The 14,903-nt window shown below is 70.1% G+C and carries 9 protein-coding genes and 1 pseudogene; 8 read left to right on the top strand and 2 right to left on the bottom strand.

The genetic code is table 11. The features are described from left to right. The first annotated feature begins 127 nt into the window (after nucleotides 1-127). The 5 genes and pseudogenes from PM1_RS25445 to PM1_RS31435 all read left to right on the top strand — a co-directional run bounded on the left by PM1_RS25445 (nucleotide 128) and on the right by PM1_RS31435 (nucleotide 6,799). On the top strand, nucleotides 128-2,410 hold the full coding sequence (locus PM1_RS25445) for a DUF1631 domain-containing protein (protein WP_009617654.1): 2,283 nt from the start codon (nucleotides 128-130) through the stop codon (nucleotides 2,408-2,410). A gap of 810 nt (nucleotides 2,411-3,220) precedes the next feature. Beyond that, complete coding sequence (gene ampD, locus PM1_RS25440) at nucleotides 3,221-3,781, top strand: 1,6-anhydro-N-acetylmuramyl-L-alanine amidase AmpD (RefSeq protein WP_009617656.1); 561 nt, start codon at nucleotides 3,221-3,223, stop codon at nucleotides 3,779-3,781. Next, nucleotides 3,778-4,617 (top strand): regulatory signaling modulator protein AmpE, encoded by an 840-nt coding sequence (gene ampE / locus PM1_RS25435; protein ID WP_009617658.1) that lies wholly within the window; start codon nucleotides 3,778-3,780, stop codon nucleotides 4,615-4,617. The genes ampD and ampE overlap by 4 nt, the downstream gene beginning before the upstream one ends. A gap of 184 nt (nucleotides 4,618-4,801) precedes the next feature. After that, nucleotides 4,802-5,893 (top strand): annotated as a pseudogene (locus tag PM1_RS31440) (methyl-accepting chemotaxis protein); the annotation flags it as partial. Further along, complete coding sequence (locus PM1_RS31435; protein ID WP_371857770.1) at nucleotides 5,870-6,799, top strand: methyl-accepting chemotaxis protein; 930 nt, start codon at nucleotides 5,870-5,872, stop codon at nucleotides 6,797-6,799. The pseudogene PM1_RS31440 and the gene PM1_RS31435, both read left to right, overlap by 24 nt. 349 nt (nucleotides 6,800-7,148) lie before the next feature. On the opposite strand, the gene PM1_RS25425 is transcribed toward PM1_RS31435, so the two are convergent. Both PM1_RS25425 and cra read right to left on the bottom strand, forming a co-directional pair. Further along, nucleotides 7,149-7,937: a TatD family hydrolase gene (locus PM1_RS25425; protein ID WP_009617662.1), complete on the bottom strand. Its 789-nt coding sequence runs from the start codon at nucleotides 7,935-7,937 to the stop codon at nucleotides 7,149-7,151. 5 nt (nucleotides 7,938-7,942) lie between these two features. Beyond that, a complete protein-coding gene (gene cra, locus PM1_RS25420) occupies nucleotides 7,943-8,935 on the bottom strand; it encodes a catabolite repressor/activator (RefSeq protein ID WP_024128155.1) in 993 nt (330 codons plus the stop codon). Between the two features lie 228 nt (nucleotides 8,936-9,163). On the opposite strand from cra, the gene ptsP reads away from it, so the two are divergent. The 3 genes from ptsP to PM1_RS25405 are packed head-to-tail and all read left to right on the top strand — an operon-like array spanning nucleotide 9,164 to nucleotide 14,738. Next, entirely contained in the window at nucleotides 9,164-12,040 is a 2,877-nt protein-coding gene (gene ptsP, locus PM1_RS25415; protein WP_009617665.1) for a phosphoenolpyruvate--protein phosphotransferase, read from the top strand. Next, entirely contained in the window at nucleotides 12,040-12,969 is a 930-nt protein-coding gene (pfkB, locus tag PM1_RS25410) for a 1-phosphofructokinase (RefSeq protein ID WP_009617666.1), read from the top strand. The genes ptsP and pfkB overlap by 1 nt, the downstream gene beginning before the upstream one ends. Before the next feature lie 47 nt (nucleotides 12,970-13,016). After that, complete coding sequence (locus PM1_RS25405; RefSeq protein WP_009617667.1) at nucleotides 13,017-14,738, top strand: PTS fructose-like transporter subunit IIB; 1,722 nt, start codon at nucleotides 13,017-13,019, stop codon at nucleotides 14,736-14,738. The last annotated feature ends 165 nt before the right edge of the window (nucleotides 14,739-14,903 follow it).

Below are 14,903 nucleotides of genomic sequence, written 5' to 3'. Positions count from 1 at the left end.
TCATAGGCGCTTCTCTATAATGACTAAGAATATTCTTATTTTGACGTCAGTCGATTGACATTCCGAACGACGCTTACCTGATTGGTGTCATCGGGCCTTTGGTAGGCCCGGCGGCAGGAGACTAGCGATGCAGAACGACGCGAACGTAGTGCCGCTGAACAAGGCGGCCCAGGGCCAGTCGCCGACTGCTATCCCCGGGCGTTTGCCCGCGGCGCTGGTCAACGTCCGCGACAAGGCTTCGGTGCAGCTGCGCCAGGCCTTGCAGGTGCTGTTCGACAATGCCGACGACACCCTCTTCGAGATGGCCGACCGCGCCACCAGCAACGCCGAGCAGAGCGCCTTCTTCGAGGCCATGCGCGATCTGCGCCTGAAGCGCAAGGGCATCGAGCGCGGCTTCGTGCAGAAGTTCTTCGAGGGCTTCGCCAACCTCAACCAGTACCAGATCGGCAAGGCGCCGCAGCTGGACGCCGTCTCCTTCGACAACCTGTCGCTGGTGCAGAACGACGAGCTGGAAGAGACCGTGGCGATGGACGCCATGGTCGGCAAGGTGCTCAGCCGCGACGGCCTGGCCCTGGGCCACCTGACCACGCGCCTGAACACCCTGGTCAGCAACAAGGTCGAGGACAAGACCAACCCGCTCGGCCCGCGCCCGCTGTGCGAGGCTTTCCTCGAGGCCTGCCAGGGCCTGGGCGTGGAGATCAAGGTCAAGCTGATCGTCCTCAAGCTGTTCGAAAAGTACGTGCTTGCCGAGCTCGAGCAACTGTATGCCGAGGCCAACGAGATTCTCGTCACCCATGGCGTGCTGCCGGAGCTGAAGTCCGCCCCCGTGCGCCGCCCGCCGCGTCCCGCCGCCGAGGCCCCTGCCAGCGCCGGCTACGCCGGTGCCGCCGCCCAGGCCGCCGCTTCCGGCGCCTACCTGGATGCCGAGAGCCAGGAGGCCTTCGGCGCGCTGCAGGAGCTGATGTCCCAGGTCCGCGGCAGCCTGGCCGCGCGCCGCCAGGTGCCCGCCGACGCGGTGCCGATTTCCAGCAACGACCTGATGCGTCTGCTCTCGCACCTGCAGGACCACCTGCCGGCCCAGGGCATGGACGAGGTGGACGTGCGCCACCACCTGGACCACCTGCTCACCCGCGTCAGCCACAAGAGCGGGCGCTCGCGGGTGGTGGGGCAGGTCGACGAGGACGTGATCAACCTGGTGTCCATGCTCTTCGAGTTCATCCTCGACGACCGTAACCTGCCGGATTCGCTCAAGGCCCTGATCGGCCGCATGCAGATCCCCATGCTCAAGGTCGCGGTGCTGGACAAGACCTTCTTCAGCCGCGGCAACCACCCCGCCCGGCGCCTGCTCAACGAGATCGCCTCGGCGGCGCTCGGCTGGGCGGAACAGACCGACCTGCAGCGCGACAGCCTGTACCAGAAGATCGAGCAGGTGGTGATGCGCCTGCTGAACGACTTCGTCGACGACACGGCGATCTTCGGCGTGCTGCTGGAAGATTTCATCGCCTTCACCGGCGACGAGCGCCGCCGCAGCGAACTGCTCGAACAACGCACCCGCGACGCCGAGGAAGGCCGAGCCCGCGCCGACGCGGCCCGGCGCGAGGTGGCGCAGGTGCTCAACCAGCGGCTGTTCGGCCGCACCCTGCCCGAAGTGGTGGTGCGCCTGCTGCGCGAGGCCTGGAGCAAGGTGCTGCTGCTGACCTGCCTGAAGCACGGCAGCGATTCGCAACCCTGGCGCGACGCCGTGGCGACCATGGACGACCTGATCTGGAGCGTCGAGCCCCATGAGGACCCGGAGTCACGCACGCGCCTGCTGGAAATGGTGCCGCAACTGCTCAAGTCGCTGCGCGAGGGCCTGACCAGCGCGGCCTTCGATCCGTTCTCCACCGGCGAGTTCTTCAGCCGCCTGGAGAGCCTGCACGTGCAAGCCTTCCAGCGCTTCAAGCAGGCGCAGGAAGCGGCGGCCGACGACGATCTGCTCGATGGCATTCCGCTGCTCGACGAGGCTGTCGAGGCGCCTGCGGCGCAGGCCAGCGGCCAGCCGGAGATGGTCGCCGTGGTAGAGGAAATCGTCCTGGCGACGCCCGGCGAGGAGCGCGCGCCGGAGCCGGAAGAACTGCTGGCGGACGACGACGAGTCGCTGCGCAAGGTCGACGAGTTGCGCGTCGGCAGTTGGGTGGAAATCCTCGAGGATTCCGAGCACAAGCTGCGTTGCAAGCTGGCCGCGGTGATCAAGCCGACCGGCCGCTACATCTTCGTCAACCGCACTGGCATGAAGGTGCTGGAAAAGACCCGCATGGGCCTGGCCGTGGAATTCCGCCGCAACGCCGTGCGGCTGCTGGATGACGCGCTGCTGTTCGACCGGGCGTTGGAGTCGGTGATCGGCAACCTGCGGCGGTTGAAGAACGGCTGAGTCGGCCTTGCCTGGAAATATGTAGGAGTGCGCCCTGCGCGCGAATCGCGGGCAGGGCCCGCTCCTACAGGGGATGCCGGGCTGCGGCGTATAACCGCGAACGGTTGTACGCCCTACGACTTGGGATCGAGCGAGCAGGCCTGCGGCCCCCTCACCCTAACCCTCTCCCGGAGGGAGAGGGGACCGTTTGGCAGACGCTGGTGTTCCTGAGTCAGCCGGCTGGCACGGCGGCTACCGGCTGAGGCCAGGCCTTCTCTCGGCACGGACAAGCCCCCTCTCCCTCTGGGAGAGGGGGCTGTTCGGCAGACGCTGGTGTTCCTGAGTCAGCCGGCTGGCACGGCGGCTACCGGCTGAGGCCAGGCCTTCTCTCGGCACGGACAAGCCCCCTCTCCCTCTGGGAGAGGGGGCTGTTCGGCAGACGCTGGTGTTCCTGAGTCAGCCGGCTGGCACGGCGGCTACCGGCTGAGACCAGGCCTTCTCTCGGCACGGACAAGCCCCCTCTCCCTCTGGGAGAGGGGGCTGTTCGGCAGACGCTGGTGTTCCTGAGTCAGCCGGCTAGCACGGCGGCTACCGGCTGAGGCCAGGCCTTCTCTCGGCACGGACAAGCCCCCTCTCCCTCTGGGAGAGGGCTGGGGTGAGGGAACGGAGTCAACCCAACGCACCAGCGCCCCCGGGAAGCACGGTTCGCGAGCAAGCTCGCTCCTACGAAAAGCGTCCTGGCGCAGTCGGCAAGACTGTCGCTCCCGCACCGCAGCGGCCGTTCTCTTCCGCCGCAAGCTGCTTTAGAGTGGGTCCAATCAAGGAGCCCCTATGCAGTTCGATCCCCGCAGCGGTTGGTGCCAGGGCGTCAGCCACTGTCCTTCGCCCAATTTCAACGCCCGCCCGGAGGGGGAGGTGGTCTCCCTGCTGGTGATCCACAACATCAGCCTGCCGCCCGGGCAGTTCGGCACCGGCAAGGTGCAGTGCTTCTTCCAGAACCGCCTGGATGCCGACGAGCACCCCTATTTCGCCGACATCGCGCAGATGACGGTGTCCGCGCACTTCCTCATCGAGCGCGATGGCAGCGTGTTCCAGTTCGTCTCCTGCAACGACCGCGCCTGGCATGCCGGCGTGTCGCGCTTCGACGGCCGGGAGAACTGCAACGACTTCTCCATCGGCATCGAGCTGGAAGGCACCGACGATGAGCCCTACAGCGATGCGCAATATGCCGCCCTGACGGAGTTGGCCCGGCAACTGCTGCGGGCTTACCCGGCCATCACCCCTGAGCGCATCCAGGGCCACAGCGACATCGCCCCGGGGCGCAAGACCGATCCCGGCCCGGCTTTCGACTGGCAGCGTTTCCTCGCCGCCCTCTGCAAGGAGTCGACATGAGTTTCCTGGTACTGCTGCTGGCCCTGCTGGTAGAGAAGTTCTCCGGCTGGCGCGCGCGCCTGCAGAGGGATGGCGCCTGGCTCGCCTGGCTGGGCCTGGTGCAGGGGCTGCCGGGCGTGGCGGCGCGGCCCTGGCTGGCGCTGCTGGTGGCCCTGCTCGGGCCCTTGCTGGTGCTGGCGCTGGTCCTGACCTTGCTGCAGCCGCTGGCCTACGGCCTGCTGGCGCTGCCGGTGCACCTGCTGGTGCTGATCTGGAGCCTGGGCCGCGGCGACGTGCACCAGGCCATGGGGCCGTTCCGCGACGCCTGGCGCCGCGAGGACCTGCAGGGCGCCTACCACGTCGCCGAGCGCGATCTGGGCGTGCAGGCCGATTCCGATGCCGAGCTGTTCGCCCAGGTCCAGGGCATGCTGGTGTGGCAGGCCTTCCAGGGCTTCTTCGCGGTGATCTTCTGGTACGCCCTGCTGGGCCCGGCGGCGGCCCTGGCCTATCGCCTGCTGTCGCTGACCGAGGTGCACCTGGGCCGGGGCTCGGGCCTGGGCGAGCGGGCCGCGCTGCTGCGCCACGCCTTCGACTGGCTGCCGGCGCGGGCCCTGGCGCTGAGCTTCGCCTTCGTCGGCAACTTCGTCGCCGTGGCCCGGGTGCTGCTGCACCACCTGCTGGCCTGGGACTACCCGGCGGCGCGCCTGCTGGCCCAGGCCGCCTGCGTCGGCGAGGACCTGTGCGACGCCACTCCCGGCCCGGCCGGGGTGGCCAGCCTGGATGCGCTCTGGCAGCTGCTGGTGCGCACGGCGGTGCTCTGGTACGCGGCCTTCGCCCTGTGCGCGATTTTCCTCTGAGTACCGCACGTCGCCACTGATGGCGTTTTAACCTTAAGTTACAGAACGTCCCGCCGATATCGGGTACACAGGAGCCTGCGCCAAGCGTGGGCTCGTAGCCCGCCTCGGCCATCCCACACAAGAACAACAACGGGAACAGGAGACGTCTTACGTGAAGACCGTGCTCTATCCAGCTATCGCACTGATGAACCGCCTGAGCTTCGGCATGAAGTTCAGCCTCATCAGCGTGCTCTTCTTCCTGCCGATGCTGGTGACCAACTTCTACCTGGTGCGTGATTCCTACCGCCAGTTCGTCAGCACCCGCGCCGAGCTGCAGAGCCTGCAGCTGATCGCCTCGGGCATGCAGATCCGCCGCGACGTCGAGGCCTACAACGACCTCCTGCAGATCAACATCGGCATCGGCCAGACGCGCACCACCGGCGACCTGGACAGCCGCATCGGCCAGTTGCAGCAGCGCCTGCACACGGCGCTTTCGGCGCTGCAGCCGGTGGCGCGGGACAGCGAGCAGGTGGCCGCCTTCACCGCCAAGCGCGACGAACTGCTCGCCGCCCTCAAGGCCGTGGAGACCGAAGGCTCGATGCAGAGCAAGGCCGGCATGGCCATGCGCCTGCTGAGCAACGTGCAGATCTTCAACAAGCTGCTGGCCACGCAGTCCGGGCTGAGCCAGGACGACAGCGCCGAAGTGCGGCAGATGGCCGACCTGATCAGCAGCGTCACCCCGGTGGTTACCGAGACCATCAGCCGCGGCCGCGTGCTGGGCACCGCGGCGCTGGGCCAGGGGTTCCTCAATTCCTCCACCAGCGGCAAGCTCGACGACCTGCTGCAGGACCTGGAGAAGCTCCACGCCGAATACGCCCTGAAGCTGCAGGAGGCGCTGGGTGCCAGCAGCGCGGCGCAGCAGGCGCTGGCCGGCGAGGCCGAGGCCAGCCGCGAGACGCTCAAGAGCCTGGGCAAGCTGATCGAGGACAAGGTGGTGATGGCCGACTCCCTCGACCTGCCCTGGGCGCAGTTCTACGACCAGGTCAGCCAGGGCATGGACAAGACCTACCAGCTCAACGACAAGGTGCTCGGCTACCTCGGTGGCCAGCTGGAACAGCGCCTGACCGGCAAGCAGGCGCAGATGGTCCTGCTGGTGGTGGCGCTGCTGGTGGTGTTCCTCGCCATCGTCTACCTCTACGGCGGTTTCTACGTCTCCACCCGCTCCACGCTCAAGAGCCTGGGCGCGATGATGGAGCGCGTCGCCGCCGGCGACATGACGGTCAACTACCAGGCGCAGAGCCGCGACGAACTGGGCGAGCTGGGGCAGGCCTTCAACGAGACGGTGCGCCGCGTGCACGACCTGATCGAGCAGGTGGGCCGCACCGTGGCCGAGGTGGAACGGCAGACCGGCCGCGTGGAAGTGGTATCGGCGCAGAGCAACCAGGCGGTGGCCGGCCAGCGCGACCAGATCGAGCAGGTGGCCACGGCGATGAACCAGATGGCCGCCACGGCCCAGGAAGTGGCGCGCAGCGCCGCCGCCGCGGTGGGCAGCGCGCAGAGCGTGAACCAGGAGACGGTCAGCGGCCGCGACCTGGTGGAATCCCAGGTGGGCAGCATCCAGCGCCTGGCCGCGGAGATCGACCAGTCGGTGGAAGTGATCAACCAGCTGGCCGCCGACAGCGCCTCCATCAGTCGCGTGCTGGACGTGATCAAGGGCATCGCCGAGCAGACCAACCTGCTGGCGCTCAACGCCGCCATCGAGGCGGCCCGGGCCGGCGAGCAGGGCAGGGGCTTCGCGGTGGTGGCCGACGAGGTGCGCACCCTGGCCAAGCGCACCCAGCAGTCCACCGAGGAGATCGAGCAGATGATCTCGCGCCTGCAGAGTGGCGTGGGCGCCGCGGTGAAGGCCATGGGCAGCAGCCACCAGACCGCCGATGGCACCGTCAGCCAGTCGGCGCAGGTGCAGCAGGCGCTGGACAACATCCTCGGCGCGGTGGGCATGATCGTCGACCAGAACCAGCAGATCGCTGCCGCCGCCGAGCAGCAGACCACGGTGGCCCACGACATCGACCAGAACATCGTGCAGATCAACCAGGCCGGCGAGCGCACCGCCCTGGGCGCCAACGAGACCGAGCGCGCCAGCCGCGAGCTGTCCGAGCAGGTGGTGGAGCTGAAGCGGCTGATCGGCGCCTTCAGGGTCTAAAGGGTTTCACCAGCAGCCCGGCATCCGCGCGAGCGCAAGGATGCTTCCCCGTCTCGCGGGTGCCGGGTTGTCGGTGGAAGAGAGTGTTTGTCGTAGGAGCGAGCTTGCTCGCGAAGAGGTCTGGCGCTTGGTGTCCAGTCGAAGAGCGCCCTCTCCCTAACCCTCTCCCTGAAGGGAGAGGGGACCGTTGGGCAGAAACGGGTAGTACGGAGTCAGCCGGGAACACTGGAGTCTCCGGCTGATGCCATGCTTGCAGCTGGCACGGACAAGCCCCCTCTCCCTTCAGGGAGAGGGCTGGGGAGAGGGTTGCGGACCTCAACACAGCTCCGGGGCCGAACCTGCCGCCGCTCTAGTTACCCAAGCCCCAACCAAACACATCCATAGCATTCCGCGTACTAACCTCCGCCAACTCCTCCGCACTCACCCCCCGCAGCTCCGCCAGCGCCTCGCAGATCGCCGGCAGGTGCTCCGGGCTGTTGCGCTGGCCGGGGAACATCGCCGGGGCCATGTCCGGGGCGTCGGTCTCCAGCACTATCGACTCCAGCGGCAGTTCCGCCACCGTCTTGCGCAGGCGGTTGGCCTGGGGCCAGGTGGGCGCGCCGCCCAGGCCCAGGCGGAAGCCCAGCTTGATGTACTCGCGGGCTTCCTCGCGGCTGCCGGCGAAGGCGTGGACGATGCCGCGGCGCGGCGGGCGGAAGCGCTTGAGGGTGGCGATCGTCGCGGCGTGGGCGCGGCGCACGTGGAGCAGCACCGGCAGTTCGCAGTCGATGGCGATGCGCAGCTGTTCCTCGAACAGCGCCTGCTGTGCCTCGCGGTTCAGGTCCTCGAGGTAGTAGTCCAGGCCGATCTCGCCCACCGCGCACAGCTTCGGGTGGCCGGCCAGACGCTGCAGGTGCTCGCGCAGGTCGCGCAGGTGTTCGGGGCGGTGCTGCGCCAGGTAGATCGGGTGCAGCCCCAGGGCGGCGTAGAGCGTGTCGTTCTGCTCGGCCAGTTGCAGCACCCGCTCCCAGTTCTCGCGGAACACCCCCAGCAGCACCTGGCGCTCCACGCCGAGCCCGGCGCAGCGTTGCAGCAGGGCGGCGCGGTCGGCGTCGAAGTCCGGGAAGTCGATGTGGTTGTGGGTGTCGACCAGGCGCATGGCGGTCACCCGGCGCGCAGCTTGAGGGTGCGCGGGATGGGGTGCACGCCGGGCTGGTAGTGCTCGTGCTCCACGGCCTCCAGGGCCAGCTCCAGCGCGCGGGCGGCGATAAGCGCGTGCTGCTGGGAGATGGCGTTGACCTTCAGCGGCACGAAGTCGAGCAACTGGGTATCGCCGAAGGTGCCCAGGCGCAGGTTGCGCGGCCAGCCGCCGGGCAGCGCCTGGAACACGTCGAACACGCCTTCGAGCAGCACGTAGGAAGTGGTGATCAGCGCGTCCGGCAGGTAGCCCAGGCGCTGCAGCAGGCCTTCCATCAACTGGCGGCCGCACTCGCGGCTGAAGCTGGCGCCCTGTTCGATGAAGCGCTCGCCGCCAAAGCCTTTCAGGGCCTGTTCGAAGCCGGCGCTGCGTTCCTGGCTGATGATCAGTTCCGGGCGCGCGCCGAGCAGGGCGATGTGCCGCGGCGCGGGTTGCAGCAGGGTGGCGGTGAGGCGCTGGGCGGCGTCGCGGTCGTCGCTGACCACCGAGCAGAAGCGCTGTGGGTCCAGCTGGCGGTCGATGGCGATCACCGGCACGCCCTTGTCCAGCAATAGCTGGTGGCTGTCGTCGTCGGCCGCCAGGCAGCTGGCCACCACCAGGGCGTCGCAGCGCCGCGCGCGGAACAGGTTCAGGGCCTGGCGCTCGCTTTCCGGCTCGTCGTCGGAGCAGGCGATCAGCAACTGGTAGCCGCGGGCGCGGGCGCCCTGTTCCAGCAGCTTGGCGATGCGCGCGTAGCTGGGGTTCTCCAGGTCCGGGAGGATGAAGCCAAGGGTGCGCGTCTGCCCGCGGCGCAGGCTGGCGGCCTGCTGGTCGGGGTGGTAGCCGTGGGCCTCGATCACCGCGCGCACGCGCTCCACGGTGGCCGCGCTGATGCGCCGCTGCACGGCCTTGCCGTTGATGACGTAGCTGGCCGTGGTCACCGAGACCCCGGCCAGACGGGCGATATCACTGAGTTTCAACACATACCCCGGCACTGCTGACTGACAACTGGAGGCTTCCAAGGATCACGCATTATCGGGTAACGTGCCAGTCTCAATAGGTGAAACGATTCAGCAGAAGCTGTCCCCCTGCCTGCGGCCACTATGCTGGTCACCAGGGACAGCCTCGCTGTTCACCCCAACAAGCGGATAACCGCCCCGTTTCGGCAGCCCGGCCTTCCTCCCGGGCCAGCCGCTGAGGAGAACGATGTGCTCGAACTGACCGCGCAGCAGGTCCGCATGCAACAGCGGGCCGCGGACAAGCCGGCCGCCCTCGAACTGCTCTGCCAGGCCCTGGAGGCCGACGGCCTGGTCGAGCCGGGCTACCTCGCCGGGCTCAAGGCCCGCGAGGCCCAGGGCTCCACCTACCTCGGCCAGGGCATCGCCATCCCCCACGGTACCCCGCAGACCCGCGATCTTGTGCGCCGCACCGGCGTGCGCCTGCTGCACTTTCCCGAAGGCGTGGACTGGGGCGACGGGCAGCTCGTCTACCTGGCCATCGGCATCGCCGCGCGCTCGGACGAGCACCTGAACCTGCTGCAACTGCTGACCCGCGCCCTGGGCGAGGGCGACACCGGCGCGGTGCTGCGCGAGGCGCAGGATGCCGAGCAACTGCTGAAGGCCCTGAGCGGCGCCCCGCAAGCCCTGGCCCTGGACGCGCAACTGGTGGCGCTGGGGCAGGGCGCCGAAGACTTCGACGAACTGCTGCTGCTCGCCGCGCGCCGGCTCAAGGCCGCCGGCTGCGTGGAGGGCGGCTTCCTCGCCGCGTTGCAGCAGGGCGAGGCGCTGCCGCTGGGCGAGGGCCTGTGGTGGCTGGGCGGCGGCGAGAAGGTCAGCCGGCCCGGCCTGGCCTTCGTCACCCCGCAACGCGAGCTGCAGCACGCCGGCCAGCCCCTGCGCGGGCTGTTCTGCCTGGCCGAGCGCGGCGATGCGGCGCGCGCAGTGCTGGAACGTCTGTGCGACCTGCTGGTGGATGGCCGCGGCGCCGAACTGGCCCGTGCGACTTCGGTGCGCGCCGTGCTGGAGGCCCTGGGCGGCGAGCTGCCGGTGGACTGGCCGAGCCTGCGCGTGCCCCTGGCCAACCCCCATGGCCTGCATGCGCGGCCGTCGCAGGTGCTGATGCAGATGGCCCGCGACTTCGACGGCGAAATCCGTGTGCGCGTCGCCGACAGCGAGGCTGCGCCGGTATCCATCCGCAGCCTGAGCAAGCTGCTCAGCCTGGGCGCGCGGCGTGGCCAGGTGCTGGAGTTCTTCGCTGAACCTGCGATCGCCGAGGCGGCCCTGCCGGCCTTGCGCGAGGCGGTGGAGCAGGGCCTGGGCGAGGAAGTCCTGCCACTGGTGGACGCGCCCGTGGAACCCGAGGCGCCTGCCGAGCCGGAAGCGCCCTTGCCCGAACTGGTCCGGGGCGAGTGGCTGGACGCCATCGCCGCCGCCCCGGGCATCGCCAGCGGCCCGGCGCATCTGCAAGTGGAGCCGAAATTCCACTACCCCGCCCGCGGCGAATCCCCCGAGATCGAGGCGCAGCGCCTGGCCGAGGCCAAGGCCACCATCGCCACGGAGATCGAGGCCCTGGTGGCGCACAGCCGGAGCAAGGCGGTGCGCGACATCTTCGTCACCCACCAGGCCCTGCTCGACGACCCCGAGCTGAGCGCCGAAGTGGCCGTGCAACTGGCCGACGGCGCCAGCGCCGAAGCGGCCTGGCACGCGGTGATCGAACGGGCCGCCAGCCAGCAGGAGGCCCTCGGCGACGCCCTGCTCGCCGAGCGCGCGGCGGACCTGCGCGACCTCGGCCGCCGGGTGCTGGCGCGCCTGTGCGGGGTGAGCCTGGCCGCCGAGCCGGCGCAGCCGTACATCCTGGTGATGGACGAGGTCGGGCCTTCCGACGTGGCGCGCCTGGACCCCGAGCGCGTGGCCGGCATCCTCACCGTGCGCGGCGGCGCCACCTCGCATAGCGCCATCATCGCCCGCGCCCTGGGCATTCCCGCCCTGGTCGGCGCTGGCGAAGGGCTGCTGGCGCTGCCGCCGGGCACGCCGCTGCTGCTCGACGGCGAGCGCGGCCGCTTCGTGGTGGCGCCTGCGGACGAGGTGCTGGAACAGGCCCTGCGCCAGCGTGAGGAACACCAGCGCCGCCAGGCCCTGGCCGAGGCGCGCCGGCATGAACCGGCGCGCACCCGCGACGGCCATGCGGTGGAAGTCTGCGCCAACCTCGGCGACAGCGCCGGCGCCGCCCAGGCCGTGGAGCTGGGCGCCGAAGGCGTGGGCCTGCTACGCAGCGAGTTCGTCTTCCTCGACAGCCCGCGCGCGCCGGACCTGGCGGCCCAGGAAGCCGAGTACCGCCGTGTGCTCGACGCCCTCGGCGGCCGTCCGCTGGTGGTGCGCACCCTGGACGTGGGCGGCGACAAGCCGCTGCCGTACTGGCCGATCCCGGCCGAGGCCAACCCCTACCTGGGCGTGCGCGGCATCCGCCTGACGCTGCAGCGCCCGCAGATCTTCGAGACGCAACTGCGCGCCCTGCTGCAGGCCGCCGCCGGGCGGGCGCTGCGGATCATGTTCCCGATGGTCGGCCAGGTCGAGGAATGGCGCCGGGCGCGCGACCTGGCGCTGGCCCTGCGCGAGGAATACGACTGCGCCGACCTGCAGCTGGGCATCATGGTCGAGGTGCCCTCGGCGGCGCTGCTGGCGCCGGTGCTGGCGCGCGAGGTGGACTTCTTCAGCGTCGGCACCAACGACCTGACGCAGTACGCCCTGGCCATCGACCGCGGCCACCCGACGCTGTCCGCCCAGGCCGACGGCCTGCACCCGGCGGTGTTGCAACTGATCGACATGACCGTGCGCGCCGCCCATGCCCACGGCAAGTGGGTGGGCGTGTGCGGCGAGCTGGCCGCCGACGCCCAGGCGCTGCCGGTCCTGCTGGGGCTGGCGGTGGACGAGCTGAGCGTGTCCGCGCGCAGCATCCCGCTGGTGAAGCAGGGCGTGCGCGAACTGGACCTGGGCCAGGCCCGCGAACTGGCCGGCGCCGCCCTTGGCCTGGCCTCGGCGGCGGAGGTCCGTGCCCTGGTGGCGCGGGCCCTGGGGGAGGTGCGCTGATGGCCCGCATCCTCACCCTCACCCTGAACCCGGCGCTGGACCTCACCGTGCGCCTGTCGAGCCTGGAACTGGGCGCGGTGAACCGCAGCGAGGCAGTGCTGGCCCAGGCCGCCGGCAAGGGCCTGAACGTTGCCCAGGTGCTCGCCGACCTTGGCCATGAGCTGAGCGTGGGCGGCTTCCTCGGTGCCGACAACGCGGAGGCCTTCGAGGCGCTGTTCCGCCGCCGCGGCTTCCGCGACGCCTTCGTCCGGGTGCCGGGCGAGACGCGCAGCAACATCAAGCTGGCCGAACGCAGCGGGCGCATCACCGACCTCAACGGCCCCGGCCTGGAAGTGCATGCCGAGGCCCAGCGGCGCCTGCTGGACGGTTTGGACGAACTGGCCGCCGATCAGGACCTGGTGGTGGTGGCCGGCAGCCTGCCGCGCGGCGTGGACCCGCAGTGGCTGCATGAACTGCTGCTGCGCCTGAAGCGCCTGGGCCTGCGGGTGGCCCTGGACAGCAGCGGCGAAGCCCTGCGCCAGGGGCTGGCGGCCAGGCCCTGGCTGGTCAAGCCGAACGCCGAGGAACTGGCCGAGGCCTGCGGCCCGGCGGGCGAGGGCGGCGCCGATGCCCAGGCCCGCGCCCTGCGCGCTGGCGGCATCGAGCACCTGGTGCTCTCCGAGGGCGCCGAGGGCGTGCGCTGGTACGGCCCGGACGGGCTGTGGCAGGCGACGCCGCCGAAGGTCGAGGTGGCCAGCACCGTGGGCGCCGGCGACTCGCTGCTGGCGGCCATGGTCGACGGCCTGCTCGCCGGCCGGCCCGCCGCGCAGGTGCTGCGCCAGGCCACCGCGGTGGCCGCCCTGGCCGTGACCCAGTTCGACTTCGGCATCGCCGACCGCGAGCGCCTGGCCCGCCTGCAGGCGCAGGTGGCGGTGCGCGCGCTGGATTGATCCGCCCGCCCGCAGCGCCGGGCGGAGCCATGACAAGAGGTACGACGATGAACCTTGCCCTGATCACCGCCTGCCCCAACGGCCAGGTCACCAGCCTGCTCAGCGCGCGCTTGCTGCGCGCCGCCGCCGAACGCCTGGGCTGGTCGGTGTGCGTCGAGAGCAACGAGCCGCAGCGCCCCGAGCAGCGCCTGAGCGCCGAACAGATCGGCTCGGCCGACCTGGTGCTGGTGGTCAGCAGCCAGCCGCTGGACTTGTCCCGCTTCGCCGGCAAGCCGCTGTTCCAGGCGCGCCCGGCCGAGGCCCTGGCCGAGCCGGCGGCCTTTCTGCAACGCGCCGCCGCCGAGGCGCAGCCCTGGCAAGGCACGCAGGCCGAGGCCAAGGCGGTGCGGGTAGTGGCGGTGACCGCCTGCCCCACAGGCGTGGCGCACACCTTCATGGCCGCCGAAGCGCTGCAGCAGGCCGCCGAGCGCCTGGGCTGGCAACTGCGGGTGGAAACCCAGGGCTCGGTGGGCGCGCGCAACCCGCTGTCGGCCGAGGACATCGCCGCCGCCGACGTGGTGCTGCTGGCGGCCGACATCGAGGTGAACGCCGAGCGCTTCGCCGGCAAGCGCATCTTCCGCTGCGGCACCGGCGTGGCGCTGAAGCAGCCCGAGGCGACCTTGCGCAAGGCTCTGGAGGAAGGCGCCACGGAAAGCGCCGTCGCCGCCGTTGCGCAGAAGCCGGGCAAGGGCGAGGCGCGCGGGCTGTACAAGCACCTGCTGACCGGGGTGTCGTTCATGCTGCCGATGGTGGTGGCCGGCGGCTTGCTGATCGCGCTGTCCTTCGTGTTCGGCATCCAGGCCTTCAAGGAGCCGGGCACCCTGGCCGCGGCGCTGATGCAGATCGGCGGCGAAAGCGCCTTCAAGCTGATGGTGCCGATGCTCGCCGGCTACATCGCCTGGTCCATCGCCGACCGCCCGGGCCTGGCGCCGGGGATGATTGGCGGCCTGCTGGCCAGCAGCCTGGGCGCGGGCTTCCTCGGCGGCATAGTGGCGGGCCTGCTGGCCGGCTACTCGGCGCGCGCGGTGAGCCAGTGGCTGAAGCTGCCGCAGAGCCTGGAGGCGCTCAAGCCGATCCTGCTGATCCCGCTGCTGTGCAGCCTGTTCACCGGGCTGGTGATGATCTACGTGGTGGGCCAGCCGGTGGCCGGGCTGATGAGCGCGCTCACCGACTTCCTGGCCGGCATGGGCACGGCCAACGCCATCCTCCTCGGCCTGCTGCTGGGCGGCATGATGTGCGTCGACCTCGGCGGGCCGATCAACAAGGCCGCCTACGCCTTCTCCGTGGGCCTGCTGGCCTCGCAGAGCTACGCGCCGATGGCGGCGACCATGGCCGCCGGCATGGTGCCGCCGATTGGCATGGGCCTCGCTACCCTGCTGGCCCGGCGCAAGTTCGCCCGGAGCGAGCGCGAGGCCGGCAAGGCGGCGCTGGTGCTGGGCCTGTGCTTCATCTCCGAGGGCGCCATCCCCTTCGCCGCCAAGGACCCGCTGCGGGTGCTGCCGGCGAGCGTGGTGGGCGGCGCGCTGACCGGGGCGCTGTCGATGTACTTCGGCTGCAAGCTGCTGGCGCCCCATGGCGGGTTGTTCGTGTTGCTGATTCCCAATGCGATGAATCATGCGTTGGCGTATCTGCTGGCGATCGTCGTGGGGAGTGTGGTGACGGGGGTGATTTATGCGGTGCTCAAGCGGGATGAGGTGCAGGGGATGGTGGGGGTGCCGGGGCGGGCATAGGTTGGGTGTTCAATTGCGGACGGAGTCCGCTCCTACGGTGGTGCCGTCCTGCGTAGGGGCTGGATGGGGATTGATTTTCGTAGGAGCGAGCTTGCTCGCGAACGGTGTTTGCCGGCGGCGGCTGGTGTTCATCCCGAAGAGCGCCCTCTCCCTAACCCTCTCCCT

It is taken from the genome of Pseudomonas sp. M1, from assembly GCF_022760135.1.
Taxonomy (GTDB): Bacteria; Pseudomonadota; Gammaproteobacteria; order Pseudomonadales; family Pseudomonadaceae; genus Pseudomonas; species Pseudomonas citronellolis.
This window is presented reverse-complemented; position numbering and strand designations above follow the sequence as displayed.

Coding starts and splice junctions, on each gene's coding strand:
- PM1_RS25445 (WP_009617654.1), top strand. CDS start 128: ATGCAGAACGACGCGAACGTAGTGCCGCTGAACAAGGCGGCCCAGGGC.
- ampD (WP_009617656.1), top strand. CDS start 3,221: ATGCAGTTCGATCCCCGCAGCGGTTGGTGCCAGGGCGTCAGCCACTGT.
- ampE (WP_009617658.1), top strand. CDS start 3,778: ATGAGTTTCCTGGTACTGCTGCTGGCCCTGCTGGTAGAGAAGTTCTCC.
- PM1_RS31435 (WP_371857770.1), top strand. CDS start 5,870: ATGACGGTCAACTACCAGGCGCAGAGCCGCGACGAACTGGGCGAGCTG.
- PM1_RS25425 (WP_009617662.1), bottom strand. CDS start 7,937: ATGCGCCTGGTCGACACCCACAACCACATCGACTTCCCGGACTTCGAC.
- pfkB (WP_009617666.1), top strand. CDS start 12,040: ATGGCCCGCATCCTCACCCTCACCCTGAACCCGGCGCTGGACCTCACC.
- PM1_RS25405 (WP_009617667.1), top strand. CDS start 13,017: ATGAACCTTGCCCTGATCACCGCCTGCCCCAACGGCCAGGTCACCAGC.